This window comes from Parabacteroides sp. 52, from assembly GCF_010500925.1.
In the GTDB taxonomy this organism is placed as follows: Bacteria; Bacteroidota; Bacteroidia; order Bacteroidales; family Tannerellaceae; genus QVMG01.
The window spans coordinates 111,287-136,473 of sequence record NZ_QVMG01000005.1 but is presented as its reverse complement, the minus strand read 5'-3'; the positions used below and the strand labels follow the sequence as shown (position 1 = coordinate 136,473).

Below are 25,187 nucleotides of genomic sequence, written 5' to 3'. Positions count from 1 at the left end.
CAACCTCAAAAACAACTACAAAAATGACCTCGTTGTGAAACACAACTTTAGGGGGGCACTTTGAATTGGCCGAAGGGGGTCACTTTCGATGGAATTTCCAGTTGTCATATTGGTCAGGTCACTTTCATAATTGAAATAATATCGGTCGGAATACCCTTCAAAGTTTGCTCCCCAGAAATGTTTGATAAGGGCTTGTGTCATACCATCGGCCATAGCTTCCCAATCCGGGTTCTCTTTGTTAGCCGCACTCGTTTGCATGGGTAAGCAATAGCAAACCGCAAGCATAAATAATAAGATTTTTTTCATTTTGATAAATGTTTTACACTTCAGAAGTGTGAGAAAAATATATACACATGATTATGGATACAAATATATGAATAACCCCATGGATATATGGGGATGGGAGTGGTTGCCGTTATTTTTTGGCGGAAAGCTTCTCCAGGAAATAGACAAGGCAGAAGCCCAGAATCATCAATGCAAACCCTTGCCAGATGAGTTCATTCGGAAGTATATTGGCTTCGATCAAAGGTTTGGTATGCCCCTGATTGTCAACATATGTTTCTACCACCTTTTTCCAGGGCCATACTTTATTGAGCGAACCCAGCATAAAACCGGCTAATAGAGCATAAGTGATATCATGAAATTTTCGTAAGGTATAGGATAATATCCGTGAGAAACTGGTTATACCAATGGCTGCTCCGCTGATAAAGACTAATATTACCGGGATATTAACCGTTTTTACAGCTTCCATAACAAAGTAATACTTACCCAATAATACGAGAATAAAACTGCCCGATATACCCGGAAGGATCATGGCACAGATAGCAACGGCTCCACTCAGGAAGATGAACCACAGTCCATCGGGGGTCTCAGCCGGTGTGGCTACTGTCACAAAATAGGCAACCACCGCACCGATGGTAAAGCTTATTACTGTTTTCCAGCTCCATTTGTTGATATCTTTGGATACAAACCAGGTAGAAGCAAGTATCAGTCCAAAGAAGAAGGCCCAAACCAGTATGGGATGAGCAACCAAAAGATAGGTGATAAGCTTAGCCAATGAGAAGATGCTTATGCCAATCCCTGCTACTAAAGCCAATAAAAAGTTCCCATTTATAGCTTTCCAGAAAGAAGTGATCTTTCCGGTAAATAACATTTTCAGGCTACTGCCATTAATATTTTTAATAGAATCCAACAATTCCTGATAAATTCCGACTATAAAAGCAATGGTTCCACCTGATACCCCCGGAACAACGTCGGCTGCTCCCATAGCTACACCTTTCAAGGCTAAAAATATATACTCTTTGATTGATCTGTTCATTGGATTTTAATTGCTGTTATCTTTGTTGTTAATGTATTCATGTGCCAACTCGTGTGAAAGTATAGGTTTACTGATAATCATCTGAATAAATTCTTCGTTGTTCATATTAATTTCAGTTTTTCGCATATACCTCAGCATTTCTCCCGGCGATGTCTGTTTATAGTGTTTCGAAAAACGCTCCATATCTCCTTTGGAAAGATAAGCCATAGCCATATAGATATGGATATAGGGTAAATCCGGATTGATCTGATAGGCTTTTTCATAACAACTGATAGCCTTCTCTATTTTCCCTTTGACAAAAAGATAATGTCCGCTATAATAAAGTCCTTCTCCATCATCTTCATTCTCCAGTTTTTCTATATCGTCCAAAGCATTGAACAGTCTGTCGGTAATAAGCAATGCTTTATCCTCCTCACCACTTTCCATATATGCATTGGCCAACAGGGATAAAATACGTATGTTATCCGGGAATAAAGAGGCAGCTGTCAGTAGCGTTTTGAATGCTTCCTGGTCTCTGTTTGTCTTTACACAGCATCGCATATAGTGGATATAGACAGAAGCCTCCTCTGAAGGATTTTCGCCTGTAGCCAGGTCATGAAGCAACAGATAGGCTTTTTCATACTGATCCATTTTGATATAACACTCTGCCATAAGCGGTTTGATCCGATCCGGTATTTCTTCTCCTGAAGATAATTCTTGATATACTTCAATAGCCTTTTCGTAACTCTCATTCATATAGAGGCAATAAGCTTTGAGTATCATTAGTTCCGGATCCGGTTCGTCGCAGGTAAGAGCAAAATCAAATGCCTCGATTGCTTTATCATATTCGGCAGCCAGGGAATAAAGTCGTCCCATGGAAAACCAATAATCGAAAGAATAAGGATTTTTATCAATCAGTTCATTGCATATTTTTATTGCGTGGATTATATCTCCTTCCGATTCTAAGGCGTAACAATACTCTTCTTTGAGTATCAGGTTGTCAGGGTAAAGTTTGAGCCCGCGTTCGGCATAATCGATCGCTTCTTTATACAATTCCATATCGTTAAGGAAAGGAGTTACATATTCGAACAGGGACGAAATATACGCGTGTTCATCGGATATCAGTTTTTCTGTTAATTCAATGACTTTATTGTATTTTTCAAGCATACAATAACATTGTAATTCTAACATATCGATATCCTGGTTCCCGGTTTCTCCTATGTGTTTTATCAGAGACAAGGCTTCTTCATAATTTTCATTCATCATGTATTGCCGGCATTGTCTGATTTGCAGATCCGTATTATCCGGATGAAGTTTCAGACCGAACGCTAATACTTCATCATACAATGAAAAGTCTTCCGATTCCTCAAAGCTGTTTAATAATTCATCGATCTCATCAGCATCGAAATACGATTCTTTATGTTCTTTACGAGCAGATACATACCGATTTAATAGACGTGCAATATCGTCTTTTTTCATAGAAGATAGTCCAAAATATATTCTCTTTTATGCTTTATCTTTCACCTTACTCCAACTGTCTTTTAATGAAACGGTACGGTTGAATATCAAGTGTCCATCTTTACTGTCCGGATCCAGGTTGAAGTATCCTAAGCGTTGGAATTGAAAGTGATCGTAAGCTTTGGCATGTTGTAATTCAGCCTCCACTCTACAATTTTTCAATACTTTCAAGGAATCCGGGTTAAGCAATTCGGTAAAGTCTTTCTCTTTTTCTTCTGAAGGGTTTTCCACCATGAATAAACGGTCATACAGACGAACCTCTGCCGGTAGGCTATGTGTGGCGGAAACCCAGTGTAAGGTTCCTTTCACTTTGCGGTTACTTTCCGGCATACCGCTCTTGGTGTTAGGATCAAATTCTGCATATATCTCTTCAATTTCACCAGCTTCGTTCTTTTTAACACCTGTACATTTGACGATATAGGCATTTTTCAGACGCACTTCCTGTCCCGGAGTCATGCGGAAGAACTTTTTCGGAGCGTCTTCCATAAAGTCTTCCCGTTCGATATATAATTCGCGGGAGAAAGCTATTTCGTGAGAGCCTGCAGTCGGATCTTCCGGGTTATTCACAGCTTCCATCATTTCTGTTTCTCCTTCCGGATAGTTGGTGAGAACCAGTTTGACAGGGTCTAATACAGCAGAAACACGGGGAGCTGTAGCATTCAGGTCTTCACGAACGGCATGTTCAAGTAAGGCGACATCAATGATACCGTCATATTTTGTATAACCGATCTTATTGACAAAGTTACGTATAGCCTGTGGGGTGAAACCGCGGCGGCGGTAACCACAGATTGTCGGCATACGTGGATCATCCCAGCCATTGACCAAGCCTTCTTTTACCAATTGCAGAAGTTTCCGTTTGCTCATAACCGTATAGGTGAGGTTTAAACGGTTGAATTCTATCTGACGGGGACGGTAATTATCATCCTTCTTCAATAGATCAATAAAATAATCGTATAAAGGACGGTGCACTTCAAATTCTAAGGTACACAGAGAATGGGTAACACCTTCGAAGAAATCACTTTGTCCGTGTGCGAAGTCATACATCGGATATACCTTCCAGGTAGTTCCTGTCCGGTGATGCGGATGTTTGATGATACGATACATGATCGGATCCCGGAAGTGCATATTCGAAGAAGCCATGTCTATTTTAGCACGCAGGATCATGCGGCCTTCTTCAAATTCACCGGCTTGCATACGAAGGAAGAGATCCAGGTTCTCCTCTATCGGACGATTGCGGTACGGACTTTCTATACCGGGTTGGGTAGGGGTTCCTTTTTGTTGAGCGATAACTTCAGCACTTTGTTCATCGATATAGGCTTTGCCTTCTTTTATCAGCTGTACTGCAAAATCAAACAACTGTTGAAAATAATCAGAGGCATAAAATATTTCATTCCAATGGAAGCCCAACCATTGGATGTCATCCATGATAGAGTCAACATATTCAACGTCTTCTTTCACTGGGTTCGTGTCGTCAAAACGCAGATTACATACACCACCGTATGTCTCGGCTATGCCGAAGTCCAAGCAAATGGCTTTGGCATGTCCTATATGTAGATACCCATTGGGCTCAGGTGGGAAACGGGTTTGAATCTTTCCACTATTTTTACCCTCTGCTAAATCTTTCTCAACAATAGCTTCAATAAAGTTCAAACTTTTTTTGCTTTCTTCCTCGTTTATTCTGATATCGCTCATATTTTTATATAAAGTGCTAAATAAAGGTACAAAGGTAGTTATTTCTTCTTTTGTATAAAATGATTCGGCTAAATCTTATTCGGAGAAAGAGGGATTATAAAGCCGATATGGCCTTCCTCTTTCTAACAGAGGCTGTGACGAAGCCCATTGGAAGCGGGAGGGGATCAGGGAAAAGTCAGTGTGAAAGTGGTCTGTTTAGTCGTTATTCCGCTTTTTAACGTGATGCTTCCTCCGGAGAGACGCATGATTTGCCGGGAAACAGACAGGCCGACTCCGCTACCCCCTTCTTTGGTGGTAAAGAAAGGCACAAAGATATGTTCTATTTCTTCCGCCGGAATGACTGGACCGTTGTTACTGATTTCGATCAATACCGCTTCTTCTTCATTGCAGTAAGCTTTTACCTGGATCAGGCCGTCTTCGCGTTCGCCGCCAATGGCTTGCATGGCATTTTTTAATAGGTTTAATACCACTTGGGTGATAAGATTCTCATCAGCGTATAAGATCAGATCGGCCGGCTCAATGTGCATCTGTATTTTTATCTGTGGATAATCATTCTGATGTCGTGCCAACTGTATCATTCGTTCCAGAAATTTACCGACATAGAATAGAGAAGGGTTGGGCACAGGTATATGGGTGAACTTACGGTATGATTCGACAAAAGAGATCAGGCTTTTCCCGGTAGTACTGATCGTTTCCAGCCCGTTTCGTATATCCTTATTTACATCCTCATGCATAGACAAGAGTGTCTCACTCAGGGAAGTGATCGGGGTTATGGAATTCATGATCTCATGAGTCAATACGCGCGTCAGTCGTATCCAGGAGTCAATTTCTTTTTCATCCAATTCGCGATTAATATCGTTGATGGCAATGATACGTACATGTTTTTTTTGCAGTGTCATTCCCGAAACCCGGATAGAGAGGTAGACTGTACCCCGTTCGTTTGATAACGATAACTGATGCTTTTCGCCCGGGCGAATGTCTCGCATGATCTCTTCCAGATTGGCATCTATCCGGTGCAGTTGTTTTACGTGTGTGAAAACACTCAGGCCGATTAACCGGAGGGCTTCTTTATTTGTTTGAAAAATATAACCTTGATCATCCAATACAATAATACCTGTATTTACTGAGTCCATGATCAGTTCATAATATTTTTCTTTTTGAGCGGCTTCCGCTTTAGCCTGAAAGAGTATTTGTGTGATACGATTCAACGAGTTACTAACCAGTGCATCATCGGATGAATGGCCTTGGGTGGCATATTTAAAAGCATAATCGCTATTGTCTATGGCATCAAACATAAAGGCTACTTTCCGGGCATTCTGTTTGTACAGATTGCGTAAGAAAAGAAGAGAAAAGAGCCAGCCTATACCCCAAAAAAATACATGTATCCAATCCTGCCGGATGATAAAGACGGTTAGGATTATGGTAAAACCTACCAATAAAAAGAGACGGAAAAATAAATTATGATAAATTTTCCGCGAGATATTTTTATAGTTCATACCGTTTGATCTTGTTGTAAAGCGTTTGTCTCGAAATACCTAATTGATTGGCTACCATGGACAGATTGCCTTCGTATTTATCCATCGCTTTCTTTATCATGTTGTATTCCATCTCTTCCAAAGTAGTGACGTCTTTCAGTATAATACCCTTTTGCTTGGGTGAAAAATGGAAGTCGGAAGCATCCAATATGCTGGAGTCACTGATGATGACTGCCTTTTCTATCGTATGTTCCAGTTCCCTTATGTTACCGAGCCAGGGTTGTTCTTTCAGTTTGTCTTTGGCCTCTGTTGAAAGTTGAAGCGAAGGTTTTCCATAGATATTTCCGAATTTAGACAGAAATATTTCCGATAAAGGAACAATGTCTTCCACCCGCTCCCGCAAAGGGGGTATTTCTACATGAATCGTATTGATGCGGTAGAGTAAGTCTTCCCGGAACTGTCCTTCCTGCACCATTTTTTCCGGATTCCGGTTGGTGGCACTTATCAACCGGATATTAACAGGTATCGGAGTATTGCTACCCACCCGTACCACCGCTCGTTGCTGAATCGCTGTGAGTAGTTTGGCCTGTAAATGATAAGGCAGATTCCCTATTTCATCCAGGAAGAGGGTGCCGTTAGTGGCTGCTTCAAATTTTCCGGCTCGGTCGGTCCGGGCATCGGTAAAAGCCCCTTTGATATGCCCGAATAGTTCGCTTTCAAACAGGGTTTCTGTAATAGCCCCCATATCTACAGTGACAATCTCTTCTTTTTTCCGGTTCGATAATAAATGAATCTCCCGGGCCAGCATTTCTTTCCCTGTTCCATTTTCTCCGGTAATCAATATATTGGCATCTGTAACAGCCACCTTCTCTATCAATAAATGTAATTGTTGCATAGCCGGACTCTCTCCCCAGAACATGCCACTTTCGTTGGATATGAGTCGTTTCTTTGTATTGTTTTCTTTCCCTTTTTGGGGGGAACGAAGCGCATAGGCCATTTGTATCGATTCGATCAATTTGGTATTGTCCCAGGGTTTTACAACAAAGTCAGCGGCTCCTTCTTTAATGCCCCGTACGGCCAGTTCTATATCGGCATAAGCGGTAAAAAGAACAACCGGAATGCTCGGGTCTTTTTTCTTTATCTCCGACAACCAGAAGAGTCCTTCATTTCCATTATTGATACCCGCACTGAAGTTCATGTCAAGCAGAACAACATCGACTTTTTCGGCCTCCAGTGTAGACATGATTTTATTGGGAGTTGCCAGGGTAATAACCTTTTCAAAACGGGTACTTAATAACATATGTACAGCTGTTAGAATCGCTTTATTATCGTCAACAACCAGAATCGTTCCTTGCTTAGCCATATTGGGATTGAATATAAAATATATGGACAAAGATACTTCTTCACTTTTATACTACCTACGTACTGTCAAATAATTGGACATATATTTTTGAAAAAAAACACCTTGGGATTTGTCTAATTCTTTTACAGTATTGTCAAATAATTGGACAGTGTCTAATCTGTTTGTCGTTTTACGATTTTGGTTTTCAGTGTTTTATCCTTTTGGCATGCTCTTTGTTTATAGGTGATTAGAAAATAATAATGCAATGAAAAAGATAGTATTTACAATCATTTTTGTGTGGATGATGACCGCTTGGGTTGAAGCACAAGAGAAATATTGGACGATGGAAGACTGTATGCGATATGCCATAACATATAGTCCCAAGGTGAAAAAACAGGTGTATATGCATCATACGTATAAAGCGGAGTATGCGCAGTCATTGGCCTCTTTCCTGCCTTCCATATCCACGAACGTTTCGGCCAGTTACGCTTTTGGACGTAATGTGGATGATGATAACCAATATACTAACACGACTGTTTTTCAGAATTATTATTCAGTGGGAGTATCTATTCCTCTATTTACGGGGGGGCAGTTGATAAACAGTTGGAGACTGGCAAAGGTAAACCGACAGTTGGGTATGACGAATATTCAAAAAGAAAAAGACGACCTGGCTATCCAGACAATGGCCGCTTATGTAGACGTTCTTTATTATCAGGGAACAGTTCGGTATGCCACAGAGAAACTAGAAGAAAGCAGCCGTACTCTTTATAAAACAAAACGACAGGAAGAGTTAGGGTTGAAAGGGAAAGCGGATATCGCTCAAATAGAAGCGTTGGTTGCTCAGGATGATTATTATCTGACAAATCAACAAAATCAGTATAATACCGCTTTGTTAACCTTAAAGAATTGTATGAATTTTCCTGCGGAAGAAGCTTTGTTGATCGATACGATGGTCGTAACCAACAATTATATGGAGATGTCCGAATCGGTTGATAATATCTATCATTTTGCCAAGGAAGCTCATCCTACGGCATTACAGTCTGCCTATCAATTAGAAGCATCGAAAATGCAGTATCTCATCGAAAAGGGAAAACTTTTACCGAGTATCTCCTTTGGGGCAGGAATTTCTACGAATTATTATAAAGACCTGAAGTATGAAGGCGAACAATCGTCTTTCTCCAATCAGTTTAAAAATAAACGAAGAGAATATGTCGAATTTTCTTTGAGCTTTCCTCTCTTTAACGGATTGCGAAAGGTGACCTCTGTTCGTCGTGCAAAGAATAACCTGCGGATTGCCCAGGAACAACAGACCGAGATTCTTCGCCAACTACAAACAGCTATCGAAAAGGCCGTCTTGGAACGGGAGGGATATGCAAAAGAAACAATACAGATGGAGAAAAAGAGAGAGGCGGATGATTTTTCTTACCGGGTGACTTACCGTAAATTCGAAGAAGGCTTGATGAGTCCGCTCGATTTACAGACAAGTGCAAATATCCTTTTACAATCCAAGGCCAATCTCCTGCAGAAGAGATTGATGTATCTTATCAAATGCAAAGAGGTGAACTATTATAAAGGGGAGCCATTAATAGACTAAAGAGCCAAACGAAAAAGAAGTAATAAAAAAATAAAAACGATAGAACCATGGATATTCAATTAGAAAAAAAGAAAGGACTGCAGAAAAAACATTTTCCTTATGTAATAGGTGGTGTATTATTTCTGGTATTGGTAGGCTGGATTATCTTCGGCGATCATTCCTCTACCTTACGTGTGGATGCAAGAGGTATCAGTATCGGTCATGTGACCCAGGATATGTTCAATGACTTTGTGCGTACGGATGGACAGGTACAACCCGTAACGGTGGTGCAGTTGAGCCCGCAAGAAGGGGGGATCGTAGAAGAAAAAGTTGTAGAAGAAGGGGCACAGGTGAAAAAAGGAGATGTTATCGTCCGGCTTTCAAACTCCAATTTGGAATTATCTATCCTGACCTCGGAAGCCAACCTGACGGAGCAAATGAATATTTTGCGTAATACGCAGATTAATATGCAACAACAAAAATTGGATAATGAAAACCTGAAGTTGCAGACAGACCTGGACATGGTAAGAATGCGGCGTACCTATGAACAATATGAGAACCTGTTCAAGGAAGAACTCGTTTCCCGGGAAGAATATCTGAAAGCAAAAGAAGATTATGAATTAGCCAAGAGAAAACAAACATTGATCACCGAGCGTATCTTGCAGGATTCTATTTATCGTTCGATGCAGATCGATCAGATGGAAGAAAGTGTGGCGAATATGCAGGAAAATATGCAATTGATTCGTAAACGCAGGGAAGACCTGAATGTACGTTCGCAGATAGATGGCGAATTGGGGCTCCTGAATGTCGTACTGGGACAGAATATTGTTTCCGGACAGATGATTGGACAGATCAATGATCTTTCCGACTATAAAGTAGAAGCGAGAATCGATGAGCATTATATCGACCGGGTACGTGCCGGATTGAATGCTACATTTGAAAGACAAGGAAGCAGCTTTGCCCTTACCATCCGGCGGGTATTTCCGGAAGTACGGGAAGGCAAATTCCGTACTGAATTTATCTTTACCGGTGAACGCCCGGATAATATCCGCAGCGGGCAAACCTATTACATCAACCTGGAACTGGGGCAACCTACCGAAAGTATTATTATACCCAAAGGTACTTTCTTCCAACATACAGGAGGTAGCTGGATCTTTGTATTGGATAAAGATGGGAAGAAAGCTTATCGCCGACAGATCCGTATCGGACGCCAGAACCCACAATACTACGAAGTATTGGAAGGATTGGAAGCCGGTGAACGGGTGATCGTCTCCAGTTATGAGAGTTATAAAGAGAATGAGGTGTTGGTGTTGGAGTGATAATTATTGGGACGACTAAAAAAAGAATAACATGATAAATCAAATTATAATCATCCGTTCTCTTTTTAAAAAAGGGAGGAATAATATCTTTAAAATAATATCTCTGGGTGTCGGCTTGGCCATGGGATTGGTGTTGATAGCCAAAGTGTATATGGATCAGTCTTATGACGACTTCTTCCCGGATGGGAATCGTATATACCAGATACAGTCGACTATATCACGTGAAGATGATGATAAAGAGTACCCACAAGTGAGTGGAGCGATTGCTCCGGGCATGAAAGAGGAGGTACCTGAAGTAGAGGTTGCCACCCGTTATACCTGGCTGGGTGTAGACGCTGTTTTCCTTACTCCGGAAAAGAATAAATACCGTGGAAACCTGGTATTGGCCGATCCCTTTTTGTTTGATGTATTTCCTCGTCCGATACTCTCCGGTGATGTGAAAGATGTATTGGCGCGTCCGATGTATGCGATGGTGTCCAGGAAGATAGCTGAAAAGCTAGGCGATGTGTCGACTGTTGTGGGAAAGACTATCGAGATGGATAACTTCCCTGGTAAGACGATCACGATCGGCGGTGTCTTTGAAGATATACCGGAGAACTCGCACCTTAAATATAATGTGGTGGTTTCTATGATTTCAATCTCTCAGTTCTATTGGGACGGCTCTATGAACTGGGTAGGCAATGATCGTTATATGGGATATGTGAAGTTGCTGTCCGGAGTGACTCCCGAAAAGATAGCCCCGGCAATACGAAGGATGCAGGAGAAGAATCAACCGATGGAGGAGTTAAAGAAAGCAGGTGTTGATCTGGGTTACGCTCTTAAGCCTTTGTTGGTTCTGCATAAAGGTACTCCCGAGGTGAAACGTATGTTTATGTTGCTCTCCTTACTCGCTTTTGCTTTGATCTTTACCGCCGTGATGAATTATATATTAATTGTTATCTCCTCTCTGGTAAACCGGGCGAAAGAAATGGCGGTGAACAAATGTTATGGGGCCTCAGACGCTCATATTTACCGGAAAATGCTGATGGAAACAGGAATCGATTTAATCCTGTCTTTATTGTTGGCTGTTCTTCTAATCTTTACCTTTCAGACGTTGATAGAAGATTTATTGTCTGCCACTTTGGGAGTACTGTTCTCCTGGAATGCCTGTTTGTTATTGTTAGGTGTGTGTGTCATCGTATTCTTTGCTTCCGGTTTGTTACCGGGATATTTGTATGCGCGGGTGCCTATCGCTTCGGCTTTCCGTAATTATAATGAGAATCGGCGTTTTTGGAAACTAGCCTTATTGTTTGTGCAGTTTGTGGCTACCGGCTTCCTGGTTGCTTTATTGATGGTGATTGCCCGTCAATACGATTATATGGTAACGGATGATCCCGGATATACATATGAGAACCTGGCATATAGTCATTTAAGTGGGGTGGACGAAGATTTACGTCAGAAGGTGATTGAAGAGGTCGGTCGTTTGCCTGAGGTTGCCGCTGTCTCTTATTGTTCGCAAATACCCTTTGGATGGCCGTCGGGCAATAATATCTCCCTTCCGAATGACGACCGTGAGCTGTTCAATATAGCGGATTTCTACTCTGTTGGGAACGGGTACCTGGATCTGATGGAAATACCAGTGATCGAAGGTAACTCTTTTATGGAGGATGTAACGAATTCCCGTGAGGTGATGGTTAGCCGTAAATTTGTAGAGAAGATAAAGATGTTTGTCGACTGGCCGGATGGGGCGGTAGGCAAAGATATTTATATCAGTGAACATGGCGGACCTTTTACAATATGTGGTGTATATGAAGATTTCCGTGTGGGAGTTATCGGCCGGGAAGATACACGCGCGAGCATTATGTTCTATAGTAACAAACCTTCCCGCACGCTGATGGTGAAATATCACCAGTTGACAGCGGAAGCAAACCAGAAGGTATCTGATCTGTTGACTAAGCTGATACCGAATAAAGAAATTCTTGTTTATGCCTATTCTACCGAGTTGGTCGATTTATATACCAGCTCCCGTAAGTTCCGCGACTCGGTTCTTCTAGGAGGTATTGTCGCTTTGATTATCGCGCTGATCGGTCTGGTTGGTTATACCAACGACGAGATAAACCGCCGTCGCCGGGAAACCGCTATCCGCAAAGTCAACGGAGCAACCATCCTCGATATCTTGCGTTTGTTCTTATTGGATATATTCCGTATCGCTCTTCCGGCTCTGATAGTGGGCTGTTGTGTGGCTGGTTATGTGTCCATGAAATGGCAGGAGCAATTCTCGGAAAAAGCAACAGTTTCATTGGTGTTATATATTCTCTGTGTAATAGCCGTTCTTTCTGTTATCCTTTCTGTCGTTAGCCTCAACAGCTATCGCGCCGCCATAGCGAACCCGGCGGAGACGGTGAAAGGGGAATGATTAATAATTAGTGTTTAGTGTTTAGTGTTTAATGATTAGTAGTTTAGTGATTTTATCGCTTGCGTACTAAACACTAATCACTAAACACTAATCACTTTTTTTACTTCCTAATGTTATATTTTTCTCCCTCGATTGTCGTTTATATAGAATGGAGCAGGAACAGTTTAAAAAAGAGGTGTTATCCATACGTGAAGATTTACTCTTCTATGCGCAACGTTTATTGGAAGATAGGGCGGATGCGGAGGATATCGTGCAAGAAGTCTTTTTGAAACTGTGGTATATGCGTACGCAGCTCGATCGGTATAATAATGTGCAGGCACTTTCTGTGACGATAACGAAACATTTATGTCTGAACCGTTTAAAAGTACTGGGGCGGAAACTGGAGGATATGCAGGATGGGGAAGTCGTTCCTGATACGGATTCTCCCTATCAGGAATTGGAACGGAAAGATACCCTGGCGCATGTGATGCGGATAATAGATCGATTACCCGACCTGCAACAAACGATTCTGCGGATGAAACATGTGGATGGCTATGAAGTGCAGGAAATAGCCGAACTCACCGGGAGCTCTCCCGATGCGATCCGGATGAACCTCTCACGGGCCAGGCGACGGGTGAAAGAATTATTTTTTAAAATGCAGGAAGAATGAGAAATACATATAAAGATATAGAGGACTTACTGGATCGTTTTTTTGATGGTAAGACAAAGAAGGAAGAAGAACAGATATTGTACGACTTCTTTGCTACGGAAGCTGTGCCTCCTCATCTGGAATCTTATAAACCGGTGTTTGGCTATTTTGAAAAAGGAATAACAGAGGAATTCAAGGAGAAAGAGAATCTGTTGGATCTGCCGGTGCATCCTTCGAAGAAACGTTGGATTACCTGGTTCAGTGTCGCTGCTACCGTATTATTTTTACTGGGCTTTCGCTCCCTCTTTTTTTCAACATCCGATACGCCTGATGCCTGGGAAGGAAGTTATATCATCCGCAATGGAGAGCGGATAGACGACCTGCAACAAATACGCCCGGAACTTGAATCAGCCATGCAGATAGCCCTTTTGCAGGAAGAAAAGAGTGCTCTTTTCTTGCAAAGGATGACAGAAGCGGAAGATCCTTATGAGAAGATCGTGCAGGAGATAAAGACACAGTATTGCGAGATTATTCATCAGTTTCCGGATAAGAAAATAAGAAAAGAAGCAGAGAATATATTACAGATAGAATGTGAATAAATTAAAACAACAGCGAAGTTATGAAGACAAAACATTTTCTTTTAATCGCCTTGTTACTTATAACAGGCAGTGTATGCAGTGAAATATATGGGCAAACGCATATAAAAGCCCTGGTGAAAAAATGTGAAACAATGGATAATGTGGAGCTCAGCCGGGTGCGCGACCGGGATCCGGCTAAAAATAGACAAAGAACAGTTACCAGTATCATGTTTAAAAACAATGAAGAACTACTCGATCTGTTTATTGAAGCGGCTAAAAAAGATGAAGCGGATGCCACCCAGATCATCGAATCGAAGGTGAATGGAAAGATGGTCCCTTCTTTTTACCGCTTTGGAAATACCTCCTTCTCTATATCCCAGAAAAAGGATGGAAATGCAGTTTCTATCTCTTTCATTGAAAACTAATATGAATACATACTCATAATTTGACTAAGCAAATAACTGGAGATGCCCTGTCTGTGAAGATAGGGTGTTTTTTTTTCAATAAACACCTTCCTCTTCCCCCCTGAAATTCTATTTTATAACTGATATAGGGCAGATTCATCCCGACAAAGACACAAAAAATAGGACGGACTTTTCTTTTGCTGAAGGGCTTCGTCAATATTGTCGATGCGCTTCGTCAATATTGCTGATGGGCATCGACAATATTGCCGATGCGCATCGGCAACAGAATTATCCCTGTTGAATGCAGAAAATTCCGATGGATATACACGCTTTTTGTATGCTATTTGATGCTATTTTCCTGCGTATACAATAAAAAATTACTGTTTTTCGATAAATAATTTGTTTTATTCAAAAAAAATATATTGTTTTGTATCGTGAAATCCGAAGTCGGATCTATCCAAGAAAAAAGAGATGGCAATAATAGTAAATTTAGATGTAATGATGGCGAAACGGAAGATCTCCTTGAATGAGCTTTCCGACCGATTGCAAATAACGCCGGCCAACCTGTCGATATTAAAGACAGGCAAAGCCAAAGCGATCCGTTTCAGTACGCTGGAGGCCATCTGCAAGGAGTTACATTGCCAGCCGGGCGATATATTGGCCTATGAAGAGGAACAAAGTGATGATAAATAAAAACAAATCTATTAATCTTAATAAACAATTTGAGTTATGAAATCTTTTTTCAAAATGTTTTTTGCCTCTACGTTAGGCGTTTTGTTTTCTATTTTTATTCTGTCGATGATTTCGATGGTAATGTTTGTCGGCATGTTGGCTGCCGGCGGTGGGGAGTCCGCTTATACGGTAAAAGAGAATACGGTCTTTAAACTGACTTTGAATGGAGTTATAACCGACAAGGATATGTCTTCTCCTTTGGATAAGTTGATGGGTGACTTTGACAGTATGACTGAAGCGGATATCGTTTCTTCTATCCGTAAGGCAAAGGAAAATGAGAACATCAAAGGTATCTATCTGAAAATGGAACTATTGAGCGCTTCATTCGCAACGCTTGATCCTATCCGTAAAGCGTTGATCGATTTTAAGGAATCGGGAAAATTTATCGTTGCTTACGGGGAAATCTATGGTGCCGGATCTTATATGTTGGCTTCCGTAGCCGATAAGGTAGTAATGGATCCGGAAGGGATGTTCAGTTTTGAAGGATTGCAACAAATCACTCAGTTCAAGAAGAACCAGTACGACCTGATGGGTATCAAATACCAGGTATTCAAAGTGGGAACATTCAAATCCGCAGTAGAACCTTATATGCAGGAAAAGATGAGTGAACCGAACCGTCTTCAGGTGACTTCTTATCTGAATAGTATTTGGAGTCATGTGTTGTCGAATATCTCCGAAAGCCGTAATATTCCGGTAGATACTCTGAACGCTTATGCCGATAAGGCGCTTATGTTTTCTGATGCAAAGGATATTCTTTCTTATGGATTGGTGGATGATCTGAAGTTTGAAGTAGAAATGGAAGATTATATCAAGGATTTAGTAGATGTTGAGAAGGCTAAGGATGTGAAATATGCATCTTTGAAGCATATGAAGTCGGTAAGCGATAAGAAGGAAAAGATCCAGAAAGATAAGATCGCTATCCTTTATGCCGAAGGATCTATTGTGAATGATTTCTATCCCAATTCTCCGCTTACGGATAAGAACGCATTGATCACGCCTAAGACTTATGCTACGCAGTTGAAGAAATTGAAAGAAGACGAAAATGTAAAAGCGGTTGTCTTCCGTGTGAACTCTCCCGGAGGAAGCGCATCGGCATCGGAACAGATCTGGCATGCGGTTAAAGAATTGCAGGAGGTAAAACCGGTCGTTGTATCTATGGGTACTTATGCTGCTTCCGGTGGATATTATATCTCATGTGGTGCCTCTGCGATTGTGGCTGAGCCGACTACATTGACTGGTTCTATCGGTATATTCGGATTGATCCCTAATGGGGAAGAGCTGGCTAAGAAGATGGGATTGTCTTTTGACGAAGTGGGAACCAATAAATTCAGTACTTTCGGCGGAAGAGGTTTTGGTATTCCTTTCCTTGTAAGTGCTTATTCCAGAGGTTTAACGGCGGACGAGTCCAAACTTATGCAGGACTATATCGAGAAAGGATACGATCAGTTCATTTCCCGTTGTGCCGAAGGTCGTAATATGACTAAGGAGGAGATCGACGCTATCGGACAAGGTCGCGTATGGACCGGAAGTCAGGCTTTAGAAATCGGCTTGGTTGACAAACTGGGAGGAATAAAAGAAGCGATCGCATTGGCTGCCGAAAAAGCGGAGATAGAAGATTACAGCATTGCACGCTATCCGGAAAAGAAAGACTTCTTTGCCACTATGATGGAAGAGATGGCAGAGGGAATGGAAGTGAAAATAGCAAAGATGATCTTCGGTCCTGAAATATACAACCAGAAAGTGTTCAAGAACAATGTGAAAACATTTGAATTCAGACAAGCGCTTATGCCTGAATCGGTTGCGTATTAAATCAGTTGTTACATATAATACAAGGAGAGTCCGGATTGAAAAGTCCGGACTTTTTTTTGTCAAATATTTGTACATGAGTGTCAAATAAATGGACAGATATGTATTTTAGGCATGGGTGTAAGTGTTTTGTTTATAGTTGATTATGTTTTTGGCATGCATTTTGAAGTTGATTGGTAAAATGAAATAATTGAAGCCATGAAATATATCTATTACGTACTACGGAATATAGCCAATTCGAAAGTAAACAGCTCTATCAAGATAGTCTCATTAACTTTAGGACTGACGGTTGCGGTTGTTCTCTTTTCCAAAGTGGCTTTCGAGATGAGCTATGATACCTTTTATCCGGATGCTGACCGTTTGTATCGGTTGCAACGGATTATTACACAAGATGGTGGGTCTGTATATGAAGGACCGGTGATTAATTATCCGGTGCCCGGTGCGATGAAAAACGACCTGTATGAAGTGGAAGAAGTAGTGGTGATGCAACATGGGCCGGAAGAAACCTATTTGCTAAGGGAGGATGTGCAGTATAAAGAAAATCTATTGGTTGTCGATTCTACCTTCTTGGATATATTTGGAATGGAACTGATAGAAGGGGATAAAAAGAAACTGGGTATCGCTTCTAATATATTTCTTTCCCAGTCAGCAGCCAAACGTATTTTCGACGATGCCTCACCGGTTGGAGAAACATTGATATTTAAAGAGGATAATTCACCGGTTACCGTAGCGGGTGTATTCAGAGATATGCCGGACAATTCGCATCTGGACTTTGACGTATTGTTATCACTGAAAACAAATAGCCAATATTGGGATCTTGATGAGAGCTGGTGGGTGGGTGCCGATCGTTTTCTGGGTTATGTCAAACTTCGTCCTGGAGTAAAGCCGGAGGATGTGGAAGCCAAACTGCCGGATATGATGAAGAAATACTGTGATATTGAGAGTTATATAGGTAAAGGGATTGACTTTTCTTACTTTCTTAATCCGGTGAAAGAGGTACATTCAGGGGAAGAGAATATGAAGCGGATGATTCTGATTTTAAGCTTATTGGCTTTTGCTTTGTTGTTTGTCTCGGCTATGAATTATGTGTTGATATCCATTTCTTCTTTAGCCTCTCGTGCCAAAGCGGTAGGTGTGCATAAATGTAACGGAGCAACTCATGGGAATATATTTTCTATGTTTTTACAGGAAACGGCGGTTCAGGTGTTTCTCTCGATTATCTTTTCTATATTGTTGTTGTTCGCTTTCCGGGGACAAATAGAGGGACTCTTGCAGAATTCATTTGTCAATATATTCTCTCTGAGTAGTCTGTGGGTGACACTGATCGTTATTGCCGTCCTGCTCTTATTGGCAGGTGTTATTCCGGCTTCTATCTTTGCGGCAATACCTGTGACACAGGTGTTCCGAAGTAAAATAGCCAATAAACGGCATTGGAAACGTGGTTTGTTGTTTGTGCAATTTGCCGGGATCGCTTTTGTGGTCAGCCTGTTAGTGATTATCGTCAAACAATACGATATGCTGATTAATAAAGATCTCGGTTATACGACAGAGAATATTCTGGTGACACAGAATACAGAGGGTATTACCAATGAACAGTTTAATCTGCTCCGGGAGAAAATACGCCAAATGCCACAAACAGAGTCGGTCAGTATTTCGCCTTTCCTGCCGGTTTATGGAGGGAACGGATGGATGGTGATGGACGAGACGGGTAAAAACATGCTTTTTTCTTCCCGCCAAATCTACGCGACACCGGATTATTTACAAACTTTCGGTATCTCGCTTCTAAGTGGACAGGAGCTTCCGGATCCATTGACTAAAGGTTATAGAGGTATTCTTATCAACGAAGCATTTGTTGAGATGATGCATTGGCAGGATTCTCCCATAGGCAAAACCGTTTATGCCAATGATGGGAAGTGGGAAGTGGTCGGAGTTATCAAAAACTATCAGCTAGGTGCTCTTTATGAGACGAAATCAGTCATACTAAAAGGTATACAACCTTTAGCTATTATCGGTAGACACTCTTTCGACAGCTGGGATCGTATGATCGTACGGGTAAATGCGCTCGATCTGGATCTGCGCAACGAGATGACGGCGATATTGCGGGAGACATTAAACGATGAAGAAGCCTATTTCACCAGTTATCGTTCTTTGTTGAACGAAAGTTACGAGAGTGCAAAACTGTTCCGCGACTCTATATTGGTAGCTTCCCTGTTGATGCTCTTTATCACCCTGTTGGGATTGATCGGTTATACCTCCGATGAGATCGCGCGTCGCAGCAAAGAGATTGCCATCCGGAAGATCACCGGAGCTACTGCGGGTAGTATCCTGCAGATTATATCCAAAGATATATTGGTTATCTCCCTGCCGGCTATCGTATTAGGTATTATACTCTCTTATGCCGTTGGTGCGCAATGGTTGCAACAGTTCGCTGTCAAAATACCATTGAGTATAGTCTTGTTTCTGAGCAGCGCTTTATTGGTTATTCTTATGATCCTGGCCTGTGTGATCATCCGTACCTGGGAAGTGGCTAACGATAATCCGGTGAATAGTATCAAAGCAGAATAATAAACACAAATAAATAGATATGAAGCAGTTTTTTTATGCAACCCAAAACATACTGAGTGGGAGAGGAAATAATCTGATCAAGGTCGTTTCATTGACCTTGGGATTGGTAGTAGCCCTGGTACTCTTTTCCAAAGTGGCTTTCGAGATGAGTTTTGATACCTCCTATCCGGATGCTGACCGAATATACCAGTTGGTCCGAAAAACATCGGGTGATGGAAAGAAGATCGAACAGAATCCACGCTTGTATGCTCCGGTGGTACGTGATCTTAAAGCCGAACTGCCGGAAATAGAAATGGGTACGACTACTTTAAGTGAAGCCAATCCTACCTATTTACATATAGGAGACAAGGTATTCCGGGAGAAAGTGCTTGTCGCCGACAGCCACTTCTTTGATGTTTTCGGCATCAAACTATTGGAAGGGGATCCGGCATTGTTGCAACTCTCTACCAATATCTTTTTATCCCGTTCTACGGCGAAACGTTTCTTTGGCGACGAGAACCCGATCGGAAAGACTGTTTACCGTAACCGGGAGAGCCTGACTGTGGGTGGCATTTTTGCAGATATAGAGAATAGTCACCTGCTCTACTCTGCGTTTATTCCGATGGATAACAATATGTATATCAATCGGGGTTGGCGCAACCCGGATCCATTTTATGGATATATCAAACTAGCTGCAGGCATCACACCGGAGCAGGTGGAAAAACGGATACAGGAGGTACTGCCGAAGTTTATCGATATAAAAGCCGCTAATGCCAAAGGTAACTATCATGATTTTTATCTCTATCCTGTCACGAAGCTACACAGTGGGTTGAGCGATGTAAGGCGTTTGGTGATGATCCTGAGTATTCTGGCATTCTCACTTCTTTTCGTTGCGGCGATGAATTACGTATTGATCTCGATCTCATCACTTGCCAAGCATGCCAAAGCGGTAGGTGTACATAAATGTAATGGAGCATCCGACAATCATATCTTTCGGATATTCTTCTATGAAACGATAATGAACCTTATGATTGCCATGGTCTTTGCTTTATTGATAATCTTTGCTTTCCGGGCACCTATAGAAAGTATTATACAGACACCTCTCTCCGCGATATTCTCAGTATATAATCTATGGGTAGCCGGTCTGGTGTTGATCGCTTTATTGTTGCTGGCGGGTGTTATTCCGGCGGTTATCTTCTCTGCAGTACCGGTAACGAACCTGTTTAGGGCGTATGCGACGAATAAAGGTTCATGGAAACGTATGTTGCTTTTTGCGCAATTCACAGGGGCAGCCTTTATGGTGACCTTATTGGTGATTATAGTACGTCAGTATGACCTGTTGTTAAATGTAGATATGGGTTACGAGACACGAAATCTGTATTATTCGGAGAATATATCGGGTGTGCCTCGTTCAAAGGTTGCCTTGTTAAAGGCAGAACTGGAGCAAATGCCGGAAGTGGCATCTGTTTCCATCGCTTCCTGCCTGCCGCTAAGAGGTATGGAAGGCTTGGGTGCGATAGATATCGACGATGAAACGCATGCTATTCCCTGTGTGGGTATAGGGGCAGACAGCGATTATTTGTCGACGATGGGTATAAAACTATTACAAGGAGAGAATGTGGGCGACAACAGTTACGGATATACCCGTGCTATTGTTAATCAAACGTTTGTCAAACAGATGGGATGGGAAGACTCTCCGGTTGGGAAAACCTTTTTATCGGGGGTAAATGGAAAAGATAAACCGACGCAGGTAATAGGTGTAATGGCTGATTATAAGATTTCTTCGTTGAACGGGAAAGAGTTAGGCGATCTGTATCCACCGGTTGCTTTCTTCCCGTTGGATATGGGAGAAGAAAACTGGCTGTTCGCATGGGAACGGGTGATGGTCAAACTTCACGACACCGACGAGGCGGTTGTGACAAAGATCAATACGATGATGCGTGAGTTATTAGAGAAACCCAATGCTTTCTTTATCGATTACGATGTATTGTTGGCACAAAACTACCAGGATGCACTTTTATACCGCAACTCTATATTGGGTGCCTCCCTCTTTCTTTTATTGATCACCGCCTTAGGCCTGATCGGTTTCACTCAGGATGAGATCAACCGTCGAAAGAAGGAGATAGCGATTCGTAAAATTGTAGGAGCACAGGTATTGAGTGTGTTAACCACTATCACTAAAGGCGTTGTATATATTGCCATCCCCGCCTTATTAATGGGATTAGCCATCTCATATATTGTCGGTATTCAATGGTTGCAACAATTCGCGGTAAAGATCCCACTCGACTTTTTCCTCTTTGCTTCCTGCGCCTTTATGGTTCTGGCAGGTATCATAGCTTGTGTAACTTTCCGGACCTGGCATATCGCCAATGAAAACCCGGTCAGGTATCTACGGACGGAGTGAATCTGCCCTGAATATTCACTTGTTGACACAAACAAATCGACTTGATTTGTCTAATAATTATACATCATTGTCTAATTTTTGGACAGAGGAGAAAAATAGCCTTTTATCTATCTTGTTATAAAACAGTACTATAACTATTTTGGCACGCTATTTGGAACGAGAGAAGTAAAACGATAATAAATTTTTAAAAGAATACAGTCATGATTAAAATTGAAGGTTTAAGTAAATTGTTCCGTACGGAAGAAGTAGAAACGATCGCATTGAACAATGTTTCTTTAGAAGTGAAGGATGGAGAGTTTGTTGCGATAATGGGACCGTCGGGTTGTGGTAAATCGACCTTGTTGAATATCTTAGGTCTATTGGATAACCCAACATCAGGAGATTATTACCTGGGTGAACTGGAAGTAGGACATTTAAAAGAAAAAGAACGTACCCAAGTACGGAAAGGGAATATTGGTTTTGTCTTTCAAAGCTTTAACCTGATTGATGAATTGAATGTGTTTGAAAATGTAGAGTTACCCCTTACTTATTTGAATATTAAATCCTCTGAGCGCAAACAAATGGTGAACGATATACTTAAAAGAATGAATATCAGTCACCGTTCGCACCACTTCCCCCAGCAGCTCTCCGGAGGACAACAACAGCGTGTCGCCATCGCCCGCGCTGTCGTTTCCAACCCCAAGATGATTTTAGCGGATGAGCCGACTGGTAACCTCGACTCGAAGAACGGCTTGGAAGTGATGGATCTGTTGACAGAACTGAACAAAGAAGGAACAACCATCATTATGGTGACTCACTCCAAACATGATGCCAGCTACGCACACCGCGTAATCAACCTGTTCGACGGTAGTGTCGTTTCTTCTGTGAGTGAGTTTATTTGATAACGACCCTATCGGCCTCCCCCCAGCACAAGAGAGGGGAGGAAGAAAGGGAGCTTTGAAGAGAGAATTACAGAAACTATCACATTAAATACGCTTTGAAAGCCTACCCTTTGGGGAGGTTAAAGGGGCTTCTTCAATCTTATGAAAACAATTATCCGCAATTTCCTCAGTGTAATCCGCCGCTTCAAAATGGCGACATTGCTTAACGTATTAGGTCTTTCCGTTGCTTTTACGGCTATTATCATCATTATGATGCAGGTCTTATGGGATCTGAAATTTGATAGTCAAGACCCGAATACCGATGATATCTACCGGGTGGAAGCTCGCTTTGAAGGCCGTCAGTTAGGAATAGTGCCACGCCCGTTGTTGGAAGGGTTGAAAGCTTTTTCGCCATACGTCGAGGCTGCAGCCGTTAGTTCCGGAATGGAGGCGATGAATGATTGGCCTTTTGTTGTTGAAAAAGGGGGGATAAGAAACTCCTTTAAAGGAAATATAAAGAGTGTTTCCTTCGATTATATGCGTGTTTTTCAGTTCGATATGGTAGAGGGTAGTATCGATAAGATTCATGAACCCAACACTGTACTGATTCCACAAAGCCTGGCGAACAAAGTGTTCGGAGAGGAATCGGCTATCGACAAACAACTACTGAACGAAGGACAGCAATGGACTATCGGAGGCGTGTATAAAGATTTTCCGACAAACAGCAGTATGCAAAATGTGATTCACCGGAAAATGAATGATAAGGAGAATAACGATAACTGGGGAAACTTTAATTATGCCGGCTATGTACGCGTATCACCCGGCACTGATTTCCAACATATATTAGATGAGTTTTGTGCGAAGAAAAAGGAAGAGAGCTCTGAACAAACGTTAGGGCTTCAGGTTGACTATAAAATAGTTCCTTTACGCGACATACATTTTAATACACATACCGAATTTGACGAAGTAACAGAAAAGACCAGCTATTCGACCATCGCTGTTCTTCTTGCGATTGCCTTTGTGATCCTATTGATCGCAGTGATCAACTTTACAAACTACAGCATCGCACTCACTCCTTTGCGTATCAAGAGTATCAATACGCAGAAGGTATTAGGGGCGGCAGACGAGAACTTGCGGAAATCGTTAGTGGCTGAAGCCATACTGACCTGTCTATTGGCCTGGGGAGTGGCTCTTTTCTTTACGCATCTGCTCGCATCCTCTTCCGTCTCACAGATAATAAGTGCAGATATGACGCTTGGCGGGCATGCGGATATCCTTATCGGTACAGGGATTATTGCCCTGTTGGTCGGTCTTATAGCCGGTGTCTACCCAGCTTTTTATATGACCTCTTTTGCACCGGCTTTAGTATTAAAAGGCTCTTTTGGTCTTTCTCCTAAAGGACGACAGTTGCGCAATGCTTTGGTAGGCGTTCAGTTTGTAGCCTCTTTTGCCTTGATCATTGTGGCTCTGTTTATGTATCTACAGGTAGGTTTCATGCAGCGATCAGCTATGGGATTCGACAAAGATAGGGTGATTGTGGCAAACCTGAATAACGATGTGCGCAATTCTCTGCAGACCTTCACGAACAAGCTTAAGGAGTCGCCTGCGGTAGAGAGTGTCAGCTATGCCGGGACTCTTCTCTCCGGGACTGATATACATTCTACCTGGATGCGTGAAATAAGCGAAAGAAAAGTCATGTTTCAGGCAATTGCTGTGGGCACTGATTTCCTGGAGACAATGAATATCCCACTACTCGAAGGACGTAACTTCCTGCCTTCTGATAAGAAATCGGACAATTTGTTTTTTCTCTTTAATGAAAGGGCTAAAAAGGATCTTGAATTATCATTAGGGGACAAACTTAGCGATGATGGCGAAGTGATAGGATTTATTCCTGACCTGAATGTAACCACAATGCGTAAAGCTATCGAACCCATGGCATTCTACCTGATAGGCGACCAGGACTATCGCATTTGGCAAAACGAGTGGGCGTATATAAAGATAAAGGCAGGCTCGGATATATTCAAAGAGATGGAGATGGTGCAAGCCAAACTGGAAGAAATATCTCCCGACTATATCTTTAATGTGACTTTCTACGATGATGTAATAAACTATGTCTATATGAAAGAGCAACGGATCACCTCGCTGATCACCTGGTTTAGCCTGATAGCTGTATTGATCTCGCTGGTTGGTGTGTTTGGTCTGGTGGTGTTCGAGAGCGAATACAAACGCAAAGAGATTGGTGTGCGCAAGGTGTTGGGCTCAACAACCGGACAGATACTGGCAATGTTTAACAGCCGCTATGTGAAGATCCTGGCGATCTGTTTTGTCATTGCCGCGCCTATTGCCTGGTATGCCGTATCGCGTTGGCTGGAAGGCTTTGCTTACCGCACGCCCATGTACTGGTGGATATACCTCTTCTCCTTCCTATTGATCACGGCTATCACCATCGCTACCGTTACCTTCCAGAGCTGGCGCGTGGCCGATGCCAATCCGGTGGACTCGATCAAAACGGAATAAAAATAGTGGTTAGTGGTTAGTGTTTAGTGATTAATGGCGCAAGCGGTAAGACTTTTGGGTTAATCACTAACCACTAATCACTAACCTCTAATCGTTAATCGTT

At 42.0% G+C, this 25,187-nt stretch carries 18 protein-coding genes; 12 read left to right on the top strand and 6 right to left on the bottom strand.

The window, feature by feature from the left end; all coding sequences use genetic code 11:
• Window positions 1-15: 15 nt before the first annotated feature.
• From D0T51_RS05165 to D0T51_RS05140, 6 genes are all read right to left on the bottom strand, one after another.
• Complete coding sequence (locus D0T51_RS05165; protein WP_163726107.1) at window positions 16-306, bottom strand: hypothetical protein; 291 nt, start codon at window positions 304-306, stop codon at window positions 16-18.
• Between the two features lie 109 nt (window positions 307-415).
• Window positions 416-1,318, bottom strand: a complete 903-nt coding sequence (locus tag D0T51_RS05160; protein WP_163726104.1) for a DUF368 domain-containing protein — start codon at window positions 1,316-1,318, stop codon at window positions 416-418.
• 6 nt (window positions 1,319-1,324) lie between these two features.
• On the bottom strand, window positions 1,325-2,776 hold the full coding sequence (locus D0T51_RS05155; RefSeq protein WP_163726101.1) for a lipopolysaccharide assembly protein LapB: 1,452 nt from the start codon (window positions 2,774-2,776) through the stop codon (window positions 1,325-1,327).
• A gap of 27 nt (window positions 2,777-2,803) precedes the next feature.
• On the bottom strand, window positions 2,804-4,507 hold the full coding sequence (locus D0T51_RS05150) for a glutamine--tRNA ligase/YqeY domain fusion protein (RefSeq protein WP_163726099.1): 1,704 nt from the start codon (window positions 4,505-4,507) through the stop codon (window positions 2,804-2,806).
• A 164-nt stretch (window positions 4,508-4,671) separates the two neighbouring features.
• Window positions 4,672-6,003 (bottom strand): PAS domain-containing sensor histidine kinase, encoded by a 1,332-nt coding sequence (locus D0T51_RS05145; RefSeq protein ID WP_163726096.1) that lies wholly within the window; start codon window positions 6,001-6,003, stop codon window positions 4,672-4,674.
• Entirely contained in the window at window positions 5,993-7,345 is a 1,353-nt protein-coding gene (locus D0T51_RS05140) for a sigma-54 dependent transcriptional regulator (RefSeq protein WP_163726093.1), read from the bottom strand. Before D0T51_RS05140 ends, D0T51_RS05145 begins: the two co-directional genes overlap by 11 nt.
• Before the next feature lie 244 nt (window positions 7,346-7,589).
• On the opposite strand from D0T51_RS05140, the gene D0T51_RS05135 reads away from it, so the two are divergent.
• The 12 genes from D0T51_RS05135 to D0T51_RS05080 all read left to right on the top strand — a co-directional run bounded on the left by D0T51_RS05135 (window position 7,590) and on the right by D0T51_RS05080 (window position 25,084).
• On the top strand, window positions 7,590-8,918 hold the full coding sequence (locus D0T51_RS05135; protein ID WP_163726091.1) for a TolC family protein: 1,329 nt from the start codon (window positions 7,590-7,592) through the stop codon (window positions 8,916-8,918).
• 47 nt (window positions 8,919-8,965) lie between these two features.
• Window positions 8,966-10,216 (top strand): efflux RND transporter periplasmic adaptor subunit, encoded by a 1,251-nt coding sequence (locus D0T51_RS05130; RefSeq protein WP_163726088.1) that lies wholly within the window; start codon window positions 8,966-8,968, stop codon window positions 10,214-10,216.
• 31 nt (window positions 10,217-10,247) lie between these two features.
• A complete protein-coding gene (locus D0T51_RS05125; RefSeq protein WP_163726085.1) occupies window positions 10,248-12,611 on the top strand; it encodes an ABC transporter permease in 2,364 nt (787 codons plus the stop codon).
• A gap of 148 nt (window positions 12,612-12,759) precedes the next feature.
• Window positions 12,760-13,260, top strand: a complete 501-nt coding sequence (locus D0T51_RS05120) for an RNA polymerase sigma factor (RefSeq protein WP_163726082.1) — start codon at window positions 12,760-12,762, stop codon at window positions 13,258-13,260.
• Window positions 13,257-13,838 carry a hypothetical protein gene (locus D0T51_RS05115; RefSeq protein ID WP_163726079.1) on the top strand — a complete coding sequence of 194 codons (582 nt, stop codon included), beginning with the start codon at window positions 13,257-13,259 and terminating at the stop codon, window positions 13,836-13,838. The genes D0T51_RS05120 and D0T51_RS05115 overlap by 4 nt, the downstream gene beginning before the upstream one ends.
• A gap of 20 nt (window positions 13,839-13,858) precedes the next feature.
• Entirely contained in the window at window positions 13,859-14,242 is a 384-nt protein-coding gene (locus D0T51_RS05110; RefSeq protein WP_163726077.1) for a DUF5024 domain-containing protein, read from the top strand.
• Between the two features lie 450 nt (window positions 14,243-14,692).
• The gene (locus D0T51_RS05105; RefSeq protein ID WP_163726074.1) at window positions 14,693-14,914 is read left to right on the top strand and encodes a helix-turn-helix transcriptional regulator; all 222 of its coding nucleotides are present in this window, start codon (window positions 14,693-14,695) and stop codon (window positions 14,912-14,914) included.
• Window positions 14,915-14,950: 36 nt separating this feature from the next.
• Window positions 14,951-16,762: a signal peptide peptidase SppA gene (gene sppA, locus D0T51_RS05100; protein WP_163726071.1), complete on the top strand. Its 1,812-nt coding sequence runs from the start codon at window positions 14,951-14,953 to the stop codon at window positions 16,760-16,762.
• Window positions 16,763-16,957: 195 nt separating this feature from the next.
• Complete coding sequence (locus D0T51_RS05095) at window positions 16,958-19,324, top strand: ABC transporter permease (protein ID WP_163726068.1); 2,367 nt, start codon at window positions 16,958-16,960, stop codon at window positions 19,322-19,324.
• Window positions 19,325-19,343: 19 nt separating this feature from the next.
• Window positions 19,344-21,707 (top strand): ABC transporter permease, encoded by a 2,364-nt coding sequence (locus D0T51_RS05090; RefSeq protein ID WP_163726065.1) that lies wholly within the window; start codon window positions 19,344-19,346, stop codon window positions 21,705-21,707.
• Between the two features lie 200 nt (window positions 21,708-21,907).
• The gene (locus D0T51_RS05085; protein ID WP_163726063.1) at window positions 21,908-22,588 is read left to right on the top strand and encodes an ABC transporter ATP-binding protein; all 681 of its coding nucleotides are present in this window, start codon (window positions 21,908-21,910) and stop codon (window positions 22,586-22,588) included.
• 141 nt (window positions 22,589-22,729) lie between these two features.
• On the top strand, window positions 22,730-25,084 hold the full coding sequence (locus tag D0T51_RS05080) for an ABC transporter permease (protein WP_163726060.1): 2,355 nt from the start codon (window positions 22,730-22,732) through the stop codon (window positions 25,082-25,084).
• The last annotated feature ends 103 nt before the right edge of the window (window positions 25,085-25,187 follow it).